The 16,804-nt window shown below is 71.1% G+C and carries 15 protein-coding genes and 1 tRNA gene; 7 read left to right on the top strand and 9 right to left on the bottom strand.

What is annotated here, in order from left to right; all coding sequences use genetic code 11:
- Positions 1–25: 25 nt before the first annotated feature.
- From RC2_RS11075 to cobC, 4 genes are read right to left on the bottom strand one after another with little or no spacing between them, the layout of a single operon-like run.
- Positions 26–1,165: a bifunctional RNase H/acid phosphatase gene (locus RC2_RS11075; protein WP_245811075.1), complete on the bottom strand. Its 1,140-nt coding sequence runs from the start codon at positions 1,163–1,165 to the stop codon at positions 26–28.
- Complete coding sequence (locus tag RC2_RS11080) at positions 1,162–1,899, bottom strand: zinc ribbon domain-containing protein (protein ID WP_068147177.1); 738 nt, start codon at positions 1,897–1,899, stop codon at positions 1,162–1,164. The genes RC2_RS11075 and RC2_RS11080 overlap by 4 nt, the downstream gene beginning before the upstream one ends.
- Before the next feature lie 16 nt (positions 1,900–1,915).
- Positions 1,916–3,070 carry a Nif3-like dinuclear metal center hexameric protein gene (locus RC2_RS11085; protein ID WP_068146800.1) on the bottom strand — a complete coding sequence of 385 codons (1,155 nt, stop codon included), beginning with the start codon at positions 3,068–3,070 and terminating at the stop codon, positions 1,916–1,918.
- 28 nt (positions 3,071–3,098) lie between these two features.
- Positions 3,099–4,130: an Rv2231c family histidinol phosphate aminotransferase CobC gene (gene cobC / locus RC2_RS11090; protein ID WP_068146802.1), complete on the bottom strand. Its 1,032-nt coding sequence runs from the start codon at positions 4,128–4,130 to the stop codon at positions 3,099–3,101.
- Between the two features lie 61 nt (positions 4,131–4,191).
- On the opposite strand from cobC, the gene RC2_RS11095 reads away from it, so the two are divergent.
- The 3 genes from RC2_RS11095 to RC2_RS11105 are packed head-to-tail and all read left to right on the top strand — an operon-like array spanning position 4,192 to position 6,310.
- Complete coding sequence (locus RC2_RS11095) at positions 4,192–4,902, top strand: HAD hydrolase-like protein (RefSeq protein ID WP_068146805.1); 711 nt, start codon at positions 4,192–4,194, stop codon at positions 4,900–4,902.
- Positions 4,899–5,387: a low molecular weight protein-tyrosine-phosphatase gene (locus RC2_RS11100; RefSeq protein WP_072681386.1), complete on the top strand. Its 489-nt coding sequence runs from the start codon at positions 4,899–4,901 to the stop codon at positions 5,385–5,387. Before RC2_RS11095 ends, RC2_RS11100 begins: the two co-directional genes overlap by 4 nt.
- 2 nt (positions 5,388–5,389) lie before the next feature.
- The gene (locus RC2_RS11105; RefSeq protein ID WP_082895423.1) at positions 5,390–6,310 is read left to right on the top strand and encodes an SURF1 family cytochrome oxidase biogenesis protein; all 921 of its coding nucleotides are present in this window, start codon (positions 5,390–5,392) and stop codon (positions 6,308–6,310) included.
- On the opposite strand, the gene RC2_RS11110 is transcribed toward RC2_RS11105, so the two are convergent.
- Positions 6,292–7,260: a cobalamin biosynthesis protein gene (locus RC2_RS11110; protein WP_068146807.1), complete on the bottom strand. Its 969-nt coding sequence runs from the start codon at positions 7,258–7,260 to the stop codon at positions 6,292–6,294. The genes RC2_RS11105 and RC2_RS11110 overlap by 19 nt on opposite strands.
- 61 nt (positions 7,261–7,321) lie before the next feature.
- Between RC2_RS11110 and RC2_RS11115 the strand changes: the two genes are divergently transcribed.
- Entirely contained in the window at positions 7,322–8,041 is a 720-nt protein-coding gene (locus RC2_RS11115) for an acetoacetate decarboxylase family protein (protein ID WP_068146810.1), read from the top strand.
- Between the two features lie 142 nt (positions 8,042–8,183).
- Here RC2_RS11115 and RC2_RS11120 read toward each other — a convergent pair whose 3' ends face one another.
- Positions 8,184–9,677: an amidase gene (locus RC2_RS11120; RefSeq protein ID WP_072681388.1), complete on the bottom strand. Its 1,494-nt coding sequence runs from the start codon at positions 9,675–9,677 to the stop codon at positions 8,184–8,186.
- A gap of 166 nt (positions 9,678–9,843) precedes the next feature.
- Between RC2_RS11120 and RC2_RS11125 the strand changes: the two genes are divergently transcribed.
- Positions 9,844–11,322 carry a DHA2 family efflux MFS transporter permease subunit gene (locus tag RC2_RS11125; RefSeq protein WP_072681390.1) on the top strand — a complete coding sequence of 493 codons (1,479 nt, stop codon included), beginning with the start codon at positions 9,844–9,846 and terminating at the stop codon, positions 11,320–11,322.
- 29 nt (positions 11,323–11,351) lie between these two features.
- Positions 11,352–12,509 carry an iron-containing alcohol dehydrogenase gene (locus RC2_RS11130; RefSeq protein WP_068146819.1) on the top strand — a complete coding sequence of 386 codons (1,158 nt, stop codon included), beginning with the start codon at positions 11,352–11,354 and terminating at the stop codon, positions 12,507–12,509.
- 125 nt (positions 12,510–12,634) lie between these two features.
- Here RC2_RS11130 and RC2_RS11135 read toward each other — a convergent pair.
- The 3 genes from RC2_RS11135 to RC2_RS11145 all read right to left on the bottom strand — a co-directional run bounded on the left by RC2_RS11135 (position 12,635) and on the right by RC2_RS11145 (position 13,628).
- Positions 12,635–12,706, bottom strand: a tRNA-Val gene (locus RC2_RS11135).
- Positions 12,707–12,741: 35 nt separating this feature from the next.
- The gene (locus tag RC2_RS11140; RefSeq protein ID WP_068146824.1) at positions 12,742–13,206 is read right to left on the bottom strand and encodes a peroxiredoxin; all 465 of its coding nucleotides are present in this window, start codon (positions 13,204–13,206) and stop codon (positions 12,742–12,744) included.
- Positions 13,206–13,628, bottom strand: coding sequence for a DUF3052 domain-containing protein (locus tag RC2_RS11145; RefSeq protein WP_068146827.1), 423 nt, complete (start codon positions 13,626–13,628; stop codon positions 13,206–13,208). Before RC2_RS11145 ends, RC2_RS11140 begins: the two co-directional genes overlap by 1 nt.
- 262 nt (positions 13,629–13,890) lie before the next feature.
- Between RC2_RS11145 and aceE the strand changes: the two genes are divergently transcribed.
- Complete coding sequence (gene aceE, locus RC2_RS11150; RefSeq protein WP_245811076.1) at positions 13,891–16,782, top strand: pyruvate dehydrogenase (acetyl-transferring), homodimeric type; 2,892 nt, start codon at positions 13,891–13,893, stop codon at positions 16,780–16,782.
- Positions 16,783–16,804: the final 22 nt, after the last annotated feature.

Here is a 16,804-nt window from a genome sequence, read left to right on the forward strand (position 1 = left end):
GCGCCGAGTGTCCTCGGCGGCCGTTCTACCCGCCGAGGAACGACGTGTCGTTGACCAGCCGCACCGATGCCGCGTCGTCGTCGTAGAAATCGACGACGCTGACGGACGCGAGGTCGAGGTGCAGCCGGTAGAGGATCGACGGGCCCACGTCGAGCCCGAGTTGCAGGAGAGTCTTGATCGGGGTCACGTGGGACACCACCACCACCGTCCGCCCGGCGTGCTCGCGGCGCACCGTGGCCAGCGCCCGCTCGACGCGGGCGCGCACGGCGTCGAAGCTCTCGCCCTCGGGTGGCGCGATCGACGTGTCGCCCATCCACCGGCGGTGCGCGTCGCCGTCGCGGGCGGACACCTCGGCGAAGGTCAGCCCTTCCCAGGTCCCGAAGTCGGTCTCGGTCAGATCGTCGAGCACGCGCACCGACACCCCGACCCGCGCGGCGACCGCCTCGGCGGTGTCGCGGGCGCGGGCGAGCGGTGAGGAGACGATCGCGTCGATCGGTCCGAACCGTGCCACGCGCTCGGCGGCGGCCGCGGCCTGCGCTCGCCCGACGTCGGTCAGATCGGGGTTGCCGCGTCCGGAGTACCGCTTCTCCACCGACAGCGGAGTCTGCCCGTGCCGCAGCAGGATCAGCCGAGTCGCCGCCCCGGACACGGACTGCCACGCGGGACGGTCCGTCGTCGCCGGCTGGCTCGCGGACCCACTCGTCGACCCACTCGTCGACTCGGACAGGGCCGCACCGGTCAGCAGGGCCGGTTCCCCGTCCATCGCCTCGTTGGCCAACCGGTCGGCCCGAGCGTTCTCGGCGCGGGGAATCCAGGTCCAGCTCACCGAGTCGAAGCTGCGCGCCGCCTCCGCCGCCCGCCGCTGCAGCGGAATCATGTCCGGGTGCTTGACCTTCCAGCGCCCGGACATCTGCTCGACCACCAGTTTCGAGTCCATCCGGACCGCCACCTCGGCCGCGCCGAGCTCGCGCGCGGCCTCGAGCCCCGCGATCAGTCCGCGGTACTCCGCGACGTTGTTGGTCGCGGTACCGATCGACTCACGGCGCTCCGCGAGGACCGACCCGGCGTCGTCGAGCACCACCGCGCCGTACCCGGCCGGGCCGGGATTGCCGCGCGACCCGCCGTCGGCCTCGACCGTCACCCGACCGTCGCGACCGGTCGTCACAGACCGGATTCCTTGGTCCGCACCAGAATCGCGTTGCATTCCGAACAGCGGACGACGGCGTCGGCCGGGGTCGCGGCAATACGCGCGATCTCGCCGCGGTCGAGTTCGATGCGGCAGGCCCCACAGCGGCGACCCCGCAGCAGAGCCGCGCCGACACCGGACCGTTCGCGTTGCTTCTCGTAGACCGACAGCACCTCGTCCGGCAACGACGACGCCAGCTCGGCGCGTTGACCGGTCCGCGTCTGCACGAGACGGTCGACGTCGGCGAGGGCGTCGTCGCGTCGTCGGGTCACGTCGACCAGGTCGTCCTCGGCCTTCGACAACCGCGCACCCGCGTGGTCGTGATCCGCGGCGAGGGCCTCGCGCTGCTCCATCACCTCGAGCAACTCGTCCTCGAGGATGCTGCGGCGGCGCTCGAGGCTGCCCAGCTCGTGCTGCAGTTCGGTGAGCTGCTTCGCGGGCGCGGCGCCGGACTCGAGTGCGGCGCGATCCTTGTCCTCGCGCTTGCGGACGGCGTCGATCTCGCCTTCGAGCTTGCGGATGTCGCGGTCGATGTCGTCGAGCTGGATCTCCACGCCGACGGCGGCGTCCTTGCGCGCCACCCGCTCGCTCTCGAGCGCGTCGAGTTCCGCCTGCTCGGGCAACGTCCGTCGACGGTGGGCGAGCTGAGCGAGTTCGGTGTCCATGGCAGCCAGGTCGAGCAACCGCTCCTGGATCTTCGGGTCGACGTTCACCGGTGTCACGCTACCGTCAGCGGCCGGTGTCGACGGCACCGATCGTCCAGGGATCGGTCCGCTCCCCCAGGACCGCACTCGACCACCCGGGCCGCTCGCCGAAGGCACGGTCGAGCACGCCCCGGGCCTGAGCGCACCAGGGAAACTCCCCGGCCCAGTGCGCCACGTCGATAAGAGCGGGGCCGCCGCCGCGCAGGTGCTCGTCGGCCACGTGGTGGCGCAGGTCGGAGGTGACGTAGACGTCGGCGCCGGCGGCGCGGGCCGCGCCGAGGTACGAGTCGCCCGATCCCCCGCACACGGCGACGCGCTCGACGCGCAGGTCCGGATCGCCCGCGGCGCGTACGCCCCACGCCGTGGCGGGCAGGCGTTCGGCGACCCGAGCGGTGAACTCCCGCAACGTGACCGGCGACTCCAGCCGGCCCACCCGTCCGAGCCCCAGCGGCCCGGGCAGACCCACCTGAGCGAACACGTCGAACGCCGGCTCCTCGTAGGGGTGCGCGGCCCGCAGAGCCGCCAGGACTGCGGCACGCGCCGAGCGCGGCGCGACGGTCTCGACCCGGTGCTCGTCGACGTGCTCCAGCGATCCGACCGACCCCAGCGCGGGAGTCGCGCCGTCGACAGGCCGGAACTGTCCCACGCCCGTCGTCGCCCAGCTGCACTCCCGGTAGTCGCCCAGCGACCCGGCGCCGGCGGCGAACAACGCGTCGCGCACCGCGGCCGCGTCGGCGTCCGGCACGAACACCACCCACTTGTCCAGCGCGCCGACGTCTTTCGGATCCAGCGGTGCGGTGTCGACCAGTCCCAGAGCGTCGGCCAGCGCGTCGGATACGCCGGGACGCGCGGAGTCGGCGTTGGTATGAGCGGTGAACAACGCACACCCGGAGCGCACGAGCCGATGAATCAGAGCGCCCTTCGGAGTGTGCGCCCCCACGGTGTCCACCCCGCGCAGCAGCAGTGGATGGTGGACCACCAGCAACTCGGCACCGTCGGCGATCGCCCTGTCTACCACCGCCGTGGTGGCGTCGACGGCGAACCGCACGGTGCGCACCTCGTCCGCCGGATCCCCGGCCACCAATCCCACGGAGTCCCAATCCTCGGCCAGCGCAGGCGGATACACGCGATCGAGCTCGGCGATCACGTCGGACAGGAGCGCGGGCCGAGGGGAGGTCATGAGCCCAGGGTAACGGCGTGCCACGCCGTCACGAGAGGGCGTGCCACGCCGTCAGAAGCCGGTCCACGGCCGCGCCGTCGCGCACGGCCAACCGCAGCTGATCGCCGTGTCCGGGGAACGTGTCGCACCGCCGGACCGCGACACCCCGCGCGCGCAGCTCCCGCCGAACGCGCTCGGCGTCGGGCACGTCGACGAGGACGAACGACGCCGACGGCGCCGCGGCCGGCCGCACCCCGACGGTCGCCAGCCGGTCGATCAGGTACGCGCGCTCCTCCGCGATCACCGCGGCGTCGCGCTCGACCCAGCGCACCGCCTCCGGGCTGCTGCACGCGGCGATCGCGTCGAGTTGCAGCGTTCCCAGCGGCCAGTGCGCCCGGCCGCGCGTCAGGCGGGCGAGCACGTCGGGATGTCCGAGGGCGTAACCGCATCGCAGACCGGCGAGGGCGAAGGACTTCGTGAGACTCCGCAGGACCAGGACATCGTGGAGCGACTCACCGGCGAGCGACTCCGGCTCCCCCGGCGTCGTGTCCGCGAACGCCTCGTCGACCACCAGCAGCCGCCCGGGGCGACGCATCGCGAGGACGTCTCGACGCGGGTGGAGCACCGACGTCGGATTGGTGGGGTTGCCCACGACCACCACGTCGGCGTCCTCCGGAACGGTCGCCGCGGCGAGGGCGTACGGCTTCGGCAGGATCACCCGCGCCGTCGGCACACCCGCCTCGCGGAACGCGAACTCGGGCTCGGTGAAGGACGGGTGGATCACGGCGGCCCGCCGGCGGACCAGCCGCGGCAGCATCGCGAACCCCTCCGCGGCACCGGCGAGCAGCAGCACCTCGTCGGGGTGTCGCCCGTGCCGGGCGGCGACGATCTCCCGCACCGCGCGGTCGTGCTCGGCCGACGGATAGGACCCCACGCGGTCCAGCGACTCGACCAGAACCGCGCGCACCCACCCCGGCGGCCGCGTGCCGCGAACGTTGACGGCGAAGTCCTCCATCCCCGCACCGGCGTCGACGTCGCCGTGATGACGGAGGTCGTGGTCGTGGACGTGCGGGTCGCTCACGGGAGTGAGACTGTCACGGGCCCGGCTCGACGTCGGACCCCGCCCGTAAACTGGGCGCATCATGCCTGCCACCGCACCCGACCCTGCCGACCGCGAGCCCGCCGATCTGATCCTGTTCGACCTCGACGGCACGCTCACCGATTCCGCGTCCGGCATCCTGGCCGGGTTCGACCGCGCGCTCACCGCGGTCGGGGTGCCGCTGCCGGGTGACGACGTCCGCGCGCACGTGGTGGGTCCGCCGATGATCGACACCTTCCGGTCCCTCGGCATGACGCCGGACCAGGTCGACCGTGCGCGGGCGGCGTACTCGGAGTACTACGAGGATTCCGGGTGGGCCGAGAACCGGGTGTACGACGGTGTCGTCGACGTCCTCGAGGCAGTGGCCGCGGCGGGTGTGCCGATGGCCGTGGCCACCAGCAAGAACGAGCGCGTCGCCACCCGCATCCTCGAGCACTTCGACCTCGCCCGGTTCTTCGGCGCGATCGCCGGCGCCAGTGACGACGGCTCCCGGCGGGCCAAGTCCGACGTCGTGGCCCGCGCCCTGGGGCTGATGGGCCGCGAGCCGCGGGCCACCGCCGACGGCGGCACGCCCGCGGTGCTGATGGTCGGCGACCGTGACCACGACGTGTTCGGCGCCGGGCAGTGGGGCATCCCCGTCGCGTTGGTCGAGTGGGGATACGGGTTGCCGACCGAGCACGCCGCCGCGTCGTGGTCCGTCGCGACGCCGCAGGCGCTGACCGATTTGCTGGCCACGACGACGGTGGCCGCGTGAGCGTCCACGTCACCTTCGTGTGTACCGGCAACATCTGCCGTTCGCCGATGGCGGAGAAGATCGCCGCGCAGGCGCTGGAGCGCGCAGGACTGTCGGACCGAGTCCGTCTGACCAGCGCGGGCACCGGCAGTTGGCACGTCGGGGACCCGATGGATCCGCGGGCGGCCGCCGAACTCGGTGCGCACGGTTACTCCGAGCAGCACCGCGCCCGCACCGTCGACGAGGACATCCTCGGCGCCGATCTGGTCGTGGCCCTCGACGACTCGCATCGGCGCGCGCTCGTCCGGCTCGGCGTACCGGCCGACCGGCTCGTGCTGCTGCGGTCGTTCGACCCCGCGGCCGATCCGGACGCCGAGGTGGCCGATCCGTACTACGGCCCGGAGTCCGGGTTCACCGAGGTCCGCACGCAGATCGAAGCCGCCGTCCCCGGTCTGGTCGACCGCGTCCGGACCCTGCTGCCCGGGTCCGACGACTACGCTGTGTAGTTGTGCGTCGCCTGTCGTTCCTCCTGCGCCCCGGGTGGTTGGCGCTCATGGCTGTGGTGCTGCTGTTCGCGTACCTGTGTTTCTCGGTGCTCGCGCCCTGGCAACTGGGCAAGAACTCGTCCACGTCGGCGCGCAACGAGCAGATTTCCCGGTCGTTCGACGCCGACCCCGTGGACGCCGCGACGCTGATCGGCGACGGCGTCGTGTCCGGCGACGACGAGTGGCGACGCGTCGGCACCTCCGGCACCTACGTGCAGGACAGTGACGTCGTCGTCCGGCTGCGCAGTGTCGGCGACACGCCGGCCTTCGAGGTCCTCACCCCGTTCCGCACCGACGAGGGCGCCACCCTCATGGTGAACCGCGGCTACGTGTTGCCGACGCAGGGCGTCGAGGTCCCCGAGATCACGCCGGCACCGTCCGGTCCCGTCTCGCTCGACGGGCGCCTGCGCGTCGCCGAACCGCCGGTCGACGGCAAGCCCCCCGTGACCGGCCCCGGGTTGCCGCAGGTCTACACCATCACGCCCGGTCAGGTCGGCGAGCTCACCGGCACCCGGCCGATCGACGGCTATCTGCAGCTGGCCGAGGATCAGCCCGGCGGCCTGGGCGTGATCGCCCTGCCGCAACTCGACGCCGGGCCCTACCTGTCCTACGGACTGCAGTGGCTCGCGTTCGGCCTCATGGCGCCCCTCGGACTCGCGTACTTCGTCCGCGCCGAGATCAAGGAGCGACGACGCGTGCGCGGCGAGACGGACGAGACGGTGGATCCCGCATCCGACGAGCCCGTCGGCCCCGCCGATCGGGAGGCGACTCCGGAGTACGACGACGGTCTGGACGCCCTGCTCACCCCGCGCCGGAAACGCCGCAAAGCCACCCCGGCCGTGTCCGACGACCGTCTCGCCGACCGCTACGGCCGTCGACGCTGACCGACCCTGCCCGCCGCGCCCGCGGTGATCTGCGCCGCCGCGGCTGCCGTGACCAGCGCCGCCGCAGCCTGGACCGCGGCGGACAGTCGTACCGCGCGCCGCAGGTCGTCGGTCGTCGGAGCCGGACCGCGTCCGAGCCGAGGCCGCTGCTCCACCCCGTGTCGGTAGGCGGTCTCCCCGCCGAGACCCACGCCGAGCGCACCCGCCGCCGTGGCTTCGGCCACGCCCGCGTTGGGGCTCGGATGTGCCCCGGCGTCGTCGCGCCAGGCGCGCAGCGCGCGCGACGGTGAGCCGCCGATCACCGGCGCGAGTCCGACGGTGAGCAGCCCGGTCAGTCGCGCGGGGACCAGGTTCACCGCGTCGTCGAGGCGCGCGGCGCACCACCCGAAGCGGGTGTAGCGGTCGTTCCGGTAGCCGATCATCGCGTCGAGGGTGTTCACGGTGCGGTAGCCCACCGCCCCGGGCAGGCCGGCGACCGCGGCCCAGACCAACACGCCCACCGTGGCGTCGGAGGTGTTCTCGGCCACCGATTCCACTGCCGCGCGCACCACCCCGGCCTCGTCGAGCAGCGACGGGTCGCGTCCACAGAGCGAAGGCACGATGGCCCGCGCGGCGTACAGGTCGCCAGCCGCGACCGCGTCGGCCATCGCGGCCCCGGTGCGTCCGAGGGTCGTGCCGCCCAGACACGCCCAGGTGCCGGCGGCGGTCACTGCGGTGTGCAGCCATGGCCGCGAGCGCACCGCCCGGTCGATCACGACGGCCGCGCCCACCACGGTGGCGACGACGACGGTCGTGTGCACGACGCCCGCCGCGCGCGTGTCGCGGTAGGTGAGGGTCTCGAGCCGGGCCGCGGCGGACCCCACCGCCGCCACCGGGTGTCGACGCTGCGGGTCGCCGAGAACGACGTCGGCGAGCCACGAGAGGAGCAGGGCGGAGGACCGAGTGCGCACCGCGCGAGCCTACGGACCGACGCGATGATTGGACGTCCACGTATCGGCTATCCTGGCTCGCATGACGGAGCTACGGGCGGCGGACTGGCACATCGGCGAGGACGGCGAGACCTACCCGCCCGAACCCTGGTACCTCGGGGGAACCCTGCTCGTGTCCACCTTCCTCGTCCCCACACGGGAGTTGCCCGCCCGGATCACCGACACGGTGCGCGACGCGGCCGTTCGACCGGTCACCGTCGGGGGCCGCGCCGTGGTCGGTGCGGCGTTCGTCCGCTACACCTCGGGCGGTGTGCTGACCTACGACGAACTGATCGGGTCGATCCTCGTCCGCCGCGGCGCCTCGATCATGGCCACCATTCCGGACATCTGGGTGGACAGCGCGCAATCCCGCACGGGTGGACGGGAACTGTGGTCGATCCCCAAACATCTCGGGGACTTCCGACGCGAGAGTTCCGGCCGCCGCGTCACCGCCTCCATGACGAAGGACGGTGCCGCCGTCGCGTCTCTCGACGCGACGGTCGGCCGCGCGTCGTTACCCGGCTCGATCGCGATTCCCCTCACCACGGCGCAGGCGCTGGACGGACGACGCGTGATCTCCCGCAATCGCCTCTACCCGCGCATCCGCACGCTGGGCGCCACCTGGACCTTCGCGCCCGACGGACCCCTGGGCCACCTGCACGGACGTCGTCCCGCGATGAGCGTGGCGCTGACCGACGCCTCCATCGTGTTCGGCGCCCGGGTGGTGCGGTCCGGTCAGAATTCCCACCCGCGGAACAAGTAGGAGATGCGGGTCAACAGGTCGACGATCGTGATTCCCACCGACATCGGACACCCCTTCGGTCACCGGCTCGTACTGTGACCGAACACTAAGCCCCCAGCTCGGGCCGTGGGGCTGCTACGACCCAAGCGGTCGACGACCCCGATCAGTACTCCGAAGTCGGTCGCGTTCCGGTTCCTCCGCGCGGGTCGACGCGTCGATCCGCGGCGCGTCCCGAGCCACCGAGGCCGGCCCACGGCGCGGCCCGCTCGAGTTCGAAGGCCAACTCCAGCAGAGTGCGATCGTCGCCCTGTCGCGCCGAGAACATCATGCCCAGCGGAGCCGGGGACGGCGGGCCCAGCGGCAGGCTGATCGCCGGCGCCCCCACCACGTTGTGCAGAGGAGTGAAGGCCGCGACGTCGGTCAGCCGCTCGAGCAGCAGATCGAACGGCACCCGGGGCGACAGGTAGCCCAGCGGCGGGGTGGCCTGTCCCGTCACCGGGGAGAGCACCACGTCGACGGACGCGAACATCGTGGCGTAGTCCGCGGCGGCGCGACGCAGTCGACGGATCACGGCCGGAAGCCGCCACGCGTCGCGACGGAAGCGGTCGGCCAGACCGACGGTGAGCGGATCGAAGTCCCGGAGGGTCGTGCCGGGTGCGCGCGGCGTCGAGTGCTGCAGCGCGAAGGCCAGGAAGGACCAGTACCGCACGAAGTCGTCGGGGAACCCGGCGTCGATGGGCAGTCGATCGATCGGCTCCACCCGATGACCGAGCGACTCGACCAACGCGGCCGCATCCTCGGCGGCGCGACGGGTGGGGTCGTCGATGCCGTTGCCCGCGAGCGAGGACAGGACCAGCCCGACGCGGAGCCGCCGCGCCGACGGTCCCGTCACCGATCCGATCGGCCGCAGCGATCGCGACGAGTGCCGGTCGGCCTCCGCCCAGAACCGTGCGGTGTCGCGCACGCTGCGCGTGACCACCCCGTCCGCGACGATGGGCACCGGCAGCATCTTCTCGACGGTCGGCAGCACGAACCGCCCGCGCGACGGTTTGAGGCCCACCAGTCCGCAGCATGCGGCGGGGATGCGAATGGACCCGCCGCCGTCGTTGGCGTGGGCCAGCGTCACCGCCCCCGCGGCCACCAGAGCGGCCGACCCGCCCGACGACGCCCCCGACGAGTAGCCGGTGTGCCAGGGATTACGGGTGGGCGGACGCGTCGGGAACTCGGTGGACGCGCTGAGTCCGAACTCCGGCAACGTGGACTTCGCGACGATGGTCATGCCCATCCGCAGCAGCTCGCGGGCCACCGGGCCGTGCGCCGACGCCGGGGACGCGCGAACGATCTCCGATCCCTGGCCGGTCGGAACGCCGGCGAGGTCGCTGTTGTCCTTGAGCAGCGTCGGGACGTCGCCGAACGGTCCGGCCGCGCGCCCGGCGACGGGCGTCTCGAACGCCGGCCCCACCAGCGCGTTCAGCTCGGCTGCCGCCGCCAGCCGATCGCGGGTCGCCGCGAGCACCTCGGCCGGCGAGACCTCCCGCCGCCGAATCGCGTCGGCCAGACCCACCGCGTCGTGTCGGCCGAGCGCATCGTCGGCGAACACCGACACCCGACGCCCGGTCGGCGCGCCTGCCACCGATTCCGATCGCGTCGTCTCCATCGCTCCCCCGTCCCTGCTGCCCGCGTCCGTTCTGTCCGGTGTTCCCGCAGCGTACGACGCGGGTACTCGCTCGGGTCGGTACCCGTCCTCGGCATCCACGGTCCGACGGTTGTCGGTGTGCCGAATCAGGCTAGGCAAGTTGTTCCCTGTGCGAAAGGTTTCGAGGGTGTCCACCAGTTCTCCCGCGTCGTCGTCCACCTCGGACGCGTCCGCTCCCGCCGTCTCCCGGCGCGCCTGGCAGTCCCTGATGGTGCTGCTCATGGGCATGTTCATCGCCCTGCTGGACACCACCATCGTCAATGTCGCGCTCCCCACCATCCGCACCTCGCTGGACGCCGGTGAGGCGACGCTGTCGTGGATCATTTCCGGGTACGCCCTGGCCTTCGGGCTCGCGCTCATCCCGGCCGGCCGGGTGGGCGACCGCATCGGGCACAAGTGGATCTTCGTCACCGGCCTCGCGATCTTCACGGTCGCCAGCCTCGCGTGCGGCCTGGCGCAGAACGACGTGCAGCTGGTGGCGGCGCGGATCGTCCAGGGCCTCGCGGGTGGCATCTTCGTCCCCGCCGTCACGGCCTTCATCCAGCTGCTCTTCCCGCCGCAGCTGCGCGGCAAGGCCTTCGCCATCATGGGCGCCGTCATCGGTGTCTCCAGCGCCCTCGGCCCCATCATCGGCGGGCTCATCATCGAGGCCGTCGGCCCGGACAGCGGCTGGCGCCTGGTGTTCCTGGTCAACCTGCCCTTCGGCATCGCCGGGGTCCTGCTCGCGGCGAAGATCCTGCCGACGCACGACGAGGTCGGCGCCGGAGCCGCGGACCGCGGTATCGACTGGGTCGGCTTGCTCCTCGTCACCGCCGGCCTGGTCGCGCTCCTGGTTCCGCTGATCGAGGGGCAGGACACCGGCTGGCCGGCCTGGACGGTGGTCACGCTCGTGGTCGGCGGTCTGCTGCTCGCGCTCTTCGGCGCCTGGGAGGTGCGCTACACCCGCAGCGGCCGCACTCCCCTGGTCCCGCCACGGCTATTCACTCGTCCGGCGTTCACCGGCGGCGTGATCCTCGCGTTGGTCTACTTCGCCGCCTTCACCTCCATCTTCTTCACCATCTCGATCCTGTGGCAGACCGGTCTGGGCAACACCGCGCTGGCCTCGGGTGTGGTGTCCATCCCGTTCGCGATCGGCAGCATCGTCTCGTCCTCGCAGTCGAACCGACTGGCGGAGCGGCTCGGGCGACGCGTGCTTCTGCTCGGCGCCGGGCTCGAGAGCATCGGCCTGATCGCGGCCTGGCTGATCCTGCTCACCACCGAGGCCGCGGACCTCACCAACTGGAAGCTGCTGGTTCCGCTCTTCGTCGCGGGCCTCGGCAACGGTGCCTTCATCGCCCCCAACGCGCAGTTCATCGTCGCCACCGTCGACCGCCCCGATGCCGGAGCCGCCAGCGGTGTCATCTCCACGATGCAGCGCATCGGCAGCGCCATCGGCATCGCGATCATCGGCAGCGTCCTGTTCGGGTCGCTCACCGTCGCCGGCCCCGGACCGGACGCCCTGGCCACCGGCTTCACCGACGCCGCCGCCCACGCGATGGGTGTCAGCGCGGCCTTCGCCGTTGCGGCGTTTCTGTTGGTGTTCGCGCTTCCGAAGCGGGCACACTGAGCCGTATGGCGACCAGTTCATCGAGCCGCATGGCGACCTCGCTCTCGTTCCCTCGATTTTTGCGCGTCGGTTCCGGGGCACTGGACGACATCGGTGCGGTGCTCACCGATCTGGACGTGCGCCGCCCGCTCGTCGTCACCGACGCCTTCCTGGTGAGCACCGGCGCCGCCGGACGAATGATGGACCTCGTCGCCGCCGCGGGCATGGACGGTGCGCTGTTCTCCGACACGGTGCCGGACCCCACCACCGACTCGCTGACGGCCGCGGTCGAGGCGGCCGTCGCGCACGACGCGGACGTGGTGATCGGCTTCGGCGGGGGCAGCCCGATGGACACCGCGAAGGCCGTCTCCGTCCTCGTCCGCGGTGGGGGTCGGATGAACGACTACCGCGCCCCCGGCCCGTACACCGGACCCGCGCTGCCCATCGTGGCCGTGCCCACGACGGCCGGATCCGGTTCCGAGGCAACGCAGTTCACGGTCATCACCGACAGTGCGACGGACGAGAAGATGCTGTGTCCGGGGTTGTCGTTCCTGCCGATCGCCGCGGTCGTCGACCCCGACCTCACGGTCAGCATGCCGGCGCGACTCTCGGCCGACACCGGCGTCGACGCCCTCACCCATGCCATCGAGGCGTACGTGTCGGCGAAGAACAACCCGATCGCGGATGCGTTGGCGCTCAACGCCATGCGCACCATCGGCCGCTACCTGCTCCGGGTGTACCGGGACGGCGAGGACCGTGAGGCCCGCGGCGCCATGATGGTGGCGGCGACCCAGGCCGGAATGGCGTTCTCCAACTCGAGCGTCTGCCTGGTGCACGGAATGAGCCGGCCCATCGGCGGCAACTTCCATGTGGCGCACGGACTCTCGAACGCCATGCTGCTGCCGGCCGTCACCCGGTTCTCCGTGTCCGGCGCCGAGGCCCGCTACGCCGAGTGCGCCCGTCAGCTCGGGGCGGCTGCCGCAGGTGACGACGACTCCGTTGCGGCGGCGCAGCTGGTCACCTACCTCGAGCAGCTCTGCGCCGACGTCGAGGTCCCCACGCCGTCGAGCCACGGCATCGACCGGGCCGAGTGGGACCGCCTCATCCCCACCATGGCGCAGCAGGCCCTGGCGTCGGGCTCGCCGAACAACAACCCCGTCGTCCCCACCGCCGAGCAGATCGAGGACCTCTACCGCGAGGTGTTCTGAGGCGAGCGGCTCCCCGGTTACGGCCCGGCGCCCCCGATCCGGGGAGCCACTCCTGAACCGGGGAGCCGCTCGACCCCGCCCCCTCGCGCGGTGCGCAGCAGCGGGAGCGGAGGGCAGCAGGAGAGTGGGCGCAGAGGGGTTCGAACCCCCGACCGCTGGTGTGTAAAACCAGAGCTCTACCGCTGAGCTATACGCCCTCGCGTGCCGGCTCGAGAACCCCCGGCGAACGCGGTCAAGACCCTAACGTGGCGAGCGCGTTCTCCCAAGCGCCCTGGTCACGGGCTTCGCCCGGTCCCATCATCTCCGCGAACCGGATGACGCCCTCGGTGTCGACGAGGAAGGTCCCGCGGTTGGCGAAGCCCAGCTTCTCGTTGAACACCCCGTACCGCTGCGCGACCTCGCCGTGGGGCCAGAAGTCGGACAGCAGGGGGAAGAGGTAGCCCTGCTCGGCCGCCCAGATCTTGTGGGTGGGCGGCGGGCCGACGGAGATGGCGACGACGGCCGTCTCGTCGTTCTCGAACTTCGGGAGCTCGTCGCGGACTCGGCACAGCTCGCCCTGGCAGGTGCCGGTGAAGGCGAGCGGAAAGAAGATCAGCAGCACGTTCTTGCGTCCGCGATAGTCGGACAGCGAGACGGGCTGATTGTTCTGATCCTTGAGCGTGAACTCGGGCGCCTGCGCGCCCACCTCGAGAGGCATCAGCGCTTGGTGGGGCGAGCCTTGGGCTGCACCAGGCGGCTGCCGATCCAGGACCCGAGGTTGGTCGACGACGTCTGCGTCAGACCGGCCGTGGGGGCGGACTCGGCAATCTCGCTGGGTTCGACGTGCCCGGACTGTCCGGTCTTGGGCGTGAGCACCCAGACGAACCCGTCGTCGGACAGCGGCGTGATGGCGTCCATGAGTGCGTCGACCAGATCGCCGTCGCCGTCACGCCACCACAGCAGCACGACGTCGACCACCTCGTCGGAATCCTCGTCGACGGTCTCGCCACCGATGGTCTCTTCGACGGAGGCCCGCAGGTCTTCGTCGGTGTCCTCGTCCCAACCCAATTCCTGCACGACCATGTCGTGGGTGATTCCGAGCTTGTGGGCGTAGTTCCGATCGTCCGCCGCGGCGACCACGGTCGTGTCCTCCTCATGGGTGGGGTGGTGAAGCAGGGCCGTGCAGGTCCGAGTTGGCCTCGGCCCGTGAAGAAAGTGTGCAGTAGACAAAGCGAACATGCTCGGGCGCCCCGGCGCAAGCCGACGCACCCGCCAACCGTTGCATTGATTTCACGGGTACCCATTACCAGACCACCTGCACCGGACGGGGGTCGATGGGGCAGGATTGACCACGATCACCATGAGACCGAAAAGCGAGTCGGCGTCACAGGACCGACCCGCGATGGAACGGGGCACCACCACGCACCCGCCAGATCGAGGAGAGACGTTGTCGGAAGCGACCAAGGAAGGGCGCGACGGGGCTGCGGCCGACGTCGGCGCAGTGGCTCGGAGTGCGAACTCGGACGGCCGGGTGCGAGTGATCCGAGAGGGGGTGGCCTCGTACCTCCCGGACATCGACTCGGAGGAGACCTCGGAGTGGATGGAATCGTTCGATCAGCTCCTCGAGCGGTCCGGTCCGCAGCGTGCTCGGTATCTGATGTTGCGGATGCTCGAGCGGGCCGGTGAGAAGCGGGTGGCGATTCCGTCGCTGACCTCCACCGACTACGTCAACACCATTCCCACCGAGAACGAGCCGTGGTTCCCCGGCGACGAGTCGATGGAGCGTCGGTACCGCGCGTGGATCCGCTGGAACGCGGCGATCATGGTGCACCGCGCGCAGCGCCCCGGCGTCGGCGTCGGCGGCCACATCTCCACCTACGCGTCCTCGGCGGCGTTGTACGAGGTGGGCTTCAACCACTTCTTCCGCGGCAAGGACCACCCCGGCGGCGGCGACCACATCTTCATCCAGGGTCACGCCTCCCCCGGCATCTACGCCCGCGCGTTCCTCGAGGGCCGCATCCCGGCCGAGCGGATGGACGGATTCCGCCAGGAGTACAGCCACGCCGATTCCGGCGGCGGTCTGCCGTCGTACCCGCATCCGCGGCTGATGCAGGACTTCTGGGAGTTCCCGACGGTGTCGATGGGCCTGGGCCCGATGAACGCGATCTACCAGGCGCGGTTCAACCACTACCTCGACGACCGCGGCATCAAGGACACCTCCGATCAGCACGTGTGGGCGTTCCTCGGCGACGGCGAGATGGACGAGCCCGAATCGCGCGGGTTGGCGCACGTGGCGGCCACCGAGGGTCTGGACAACCTGACCTTCGTCATCAACTGCAACCTCCAGCGCCTCGACGGCCCGGTGCGCGGCAACGGCAAGATCATCCAGGAACTCGAGTCGTTCTTCCGCGGTGCGGGCTGGAACGTCATCAAGGTGATCTGGGGTCGCGAGTGGGACGCGCTGCTGCACGCGGACCGCGACGGTGCGCTGGTGAACCTGATGAACACCACCCCCGACGGTGACTTCCAGACGTACAAGGCCAACGACGGCGGCTACGTCCGCGATCACTTCTTCGGCCGCGACCCGCGGACGAAGGAGTTGGTCAAGGACCTCTCCGACAGCGACATCTGGAACCTCAAGCGCGGTGGGCACGACTACCGCAAGGTGCACGCGGCCTACGCCGCGGCGATGGCGCACAAGGGTCAGCCGACGGTGATCCTGGCCCACACCATCAAGGGCTACACCCTGGGCAAGCACTTCGAGGGCCGCAACGCCACGCACCAGATGAAGAAGCTGACCCTCGACGACCTCAAGGCGTTCCGCGACATCCAGCACATCCCGATCTCCGACGAGGAGCTCGAGAAGGACCCGTACCTGCCCCCGTACTACCACCCGGGGCCGGACGCGCCGGAGATCCAGTACATGCTCGATCGCCGCAAGGCGCTCGGCGGGTTCGTCCCCGAGCGGCGCACGTCGGCCAAGCCCCTGCCGATGCCGCCGGACTCGACGTACAAGTCGATCATGAAGGGGTCCGGCAAGCAGGAAGTCGCGACCACCATGGCGTTGGTGCGCGTGATGAAGGAACTGCTGCGCGACAAGGAGATCGGGCACCGCGTGGTGCCGATCATCCCCGACGAGGCCCGCACCTTCGGGATGGACTCGTGGTTCCCGTCGCTGAAGATCTACAACCGCAACGGCCAGCTCTACACCTCGGTCGATGCGGAGCTGATGCTCGCCTACAAGGAGAACTCCACCGGGCAGATCCTACACGAGGGCATCAACGAGGCCGGGTCGACGTCGTCGTTCACCGCCGTCGGCACCTCCTACGCCACCCACGGCGAGCCGATGATCCCGCTGTACATCTTCTACTCGATGTTCGGTTTCCAGCGCACCGGCGACGGCCTGTGGGCGGCGGCGGACCAGATGGCCCGCGGGTTCGTCCTCGGCGCCACCGCCGGCCGCACCACCCTCACCGGTGAGGGCCTCCAGCACGCCGACGGGCACTCGCTGCTGCTCGCGTCGACCAACCCGGCCGCCGTGGCGTACGACCCGGCGTTCTCGTTCGAGATCGCGCACATCGTCAAGGACGGTCTGCGACGGATGTACGGGGGCACCGTCGGGTCCGATGGAGAGCTCGAGCCGGGGTTCGGTGGGGAGAACATCTTCTACTACATCACCCTCTACAACGAGCCCTACCGTCAGCCGGCGGAGCCGGAGAACCTCGACGTCGAGGGTCTGCTCAAGGGCATCTACCTGTTCCAGAAGGGACAGGACGACGGCCCCAAGGCGCAGATCCTGGTCTCGGGAGTCGGCATGCCGTCGGGTCTGCGGGCGCAGGAGTTGCTCGCCGAGGACTACGGGGTGTCCGCCGACGTCTGGTCGGTCACCAGCTGGGGCGAGCTGCGCCGCGACGGTGTCGACGCCGAGACCGAGGCGCTGCGCAACCCGGGCGAGAACCCGCGGGTGCCGTACGTGACGCAGAAGCTGCAGGACGCGCAGGGCCCCTTCGTCGCCGCCTCCGACTGGATGCGGGCGGTGCCCGATCAGATCCGCCAGTGGGTTCCCGGTGACTACGTCACGCTCGGCACCGACGGTTTCGGGTTCTCCGACACCCGCACCGCCGCGCGTCGACACTTCAACGTCGACGCCGAATCCATCGTCGTCGCCGTGCTCTCCGCGCTGGCCAAGGCCGGACAGGTCGACGCGGACAAGGCCGTCGAAGCCGCCGAGCGCTACCAGATCGACGACGTCCTCGCCGCACCGATCTCCACCTCCGACCCCGGCGTCGCCTGACCGTCGCGGCGGGGGGCGGGGC

The organism is Rhodococcoides corynebacterioides NBRC 14404 (assembly GCF_001894765.1).
Lineage (GTDB): Bacteria > Actinomycetota > Actinomycetes > Mycobacteriales > Mycobacteriaceae > Rhodococcoides > Rhodococcoides corynebacterioides.

What these genes read in the sequence shown, in the direction of transcription:
- RC2_RS11085 (WP_068146800.1), bottom strand. Translation starts at nt 3,070, where the DNA reads ATGACCTCCCCTCGGCCCGCGCTCCTGTCCGACGTGATCGCCGAGCTC.
- RC2_RS11095 (WP_068146805.1), top strand. Translation starts at nt 4,192, where the DNA reads ATGCCTGCCACCGCACCCGACCCTGCCGACCGCGAGCCCGCCGATCTG.
- RC2_RS11115 (WP_068146810.1), top strand. Translation starts at nt 7,322, where the DNA reads ATGACGGAGCTACGGGCGGCGGACTGGCACATCGGCGAGGACGGCGAG.
- RC2_RS11120 (WP_072681388.1), bottom strand. Translation starts at nt 9,677, where the DNA reads ATGGAGACGACGCGATCGGAATCGGTGGCAGGCGCGCCGACCGGGCGT.
- RC2_RS11130 (WP_068146819.1), top strand. Translation starts at nt 11,352, where the DNA reads ATGGCGACCTCGCTCTCGTTCCCTCGATTTTTGCGCGTCGGTTCCGGG.
- RC2_RS11140 (WP_068146824.1), bottom strand. Translation starts at nt 13,206, where the DNA reads ATGCCTCTCGAGGTGGGCGCGCAGGCGCCCGAGTTCACGCTCAAGGAT.
- aceE (WP_245811076.1), top strand. Translation starts at nt 13,891, where the DNA reads ATGGAACGGGGCACCACCACGCACCCGCCAGATCGAGGAGAGACGTTG.